This is a genomic window from Micromonospora sp. LOL_015 (assembly GCF_048060275.1).
GTDB lineage: Bacteria > Actinomycetota > Actinomycetes > Mycobacteriales > Micromonosporaceae > Micromonospora_E.
This window is the reverse complement of sequence record NZ_JBHMIO010000174.1, coordinates 1-583: the sequence shown is the minus strand read 5'-3', so window position 1 is coordinate 583 and position 583 is coordinate 1. Positions and strand designations below refer to the sequence as shown.

General features: G+C 66.7%; 1 protein-coding gene. It reads left to right on the top strand.

Features of this window, described 5'->3' with window-relative positions; all coding sequences use genetic code 11:
• On the top strand, positions 1–571 hold a 571-nt coding region (locus tag ACFHWU_RS29345; RefSeq protein ID WP_416592332.1), incomplete at its 5' end, for a transposase.
• Positions 572–583 lie beyond the last annotated feature (12 nt).

Here is a 583-nt window from a genome sequence, read left to right as displayed (position 1 = left end):
CGTCCGGTGGCGCATCGTCAGGAACAAGTACGGCCGTCGGGGCCGTAAGACCGACCCCGAGTACGGCATCAAACGACTCCTGACCCGCAACCGGGAGGACCTGTCCCCACCACAACTCGCGAAGCTGTGGAACACCATGGCCGACGACCCGACGCTGACCGACCTGCACCTGGCCTGGATCACGAAGGAACACCTCCGCGACCTGCTCGCCCTACGGATCACCCGCAGCCACACCACCCCCGCGCCCAGCCTCGTGCGTGACCACTGGGCCACCCTGCTGACCTGGTGCGCCGACCACGCCCACGTCAACGAGATCGCCGCGTTCGCCCGTACCCTCGACACCTGGCGCGACGAGATCGTCAACGCCGTCCTCACCGGCGCGTCCAACGCCGGCAGCGAAGGCATCAACCGGATCCAGAAACTAGACGCCCGCGCCGCGTTCGGCTACCGCAACCCCGACAACCAACGCCGCCGCGCCCGAACAGCGACCCGACGACCCCGCAAACGATCACCCAACGCAATCAACCGCAATCGACTCTGGGTAACCGGACCACAACACCACCCCGACTAAATGCGAAGACCC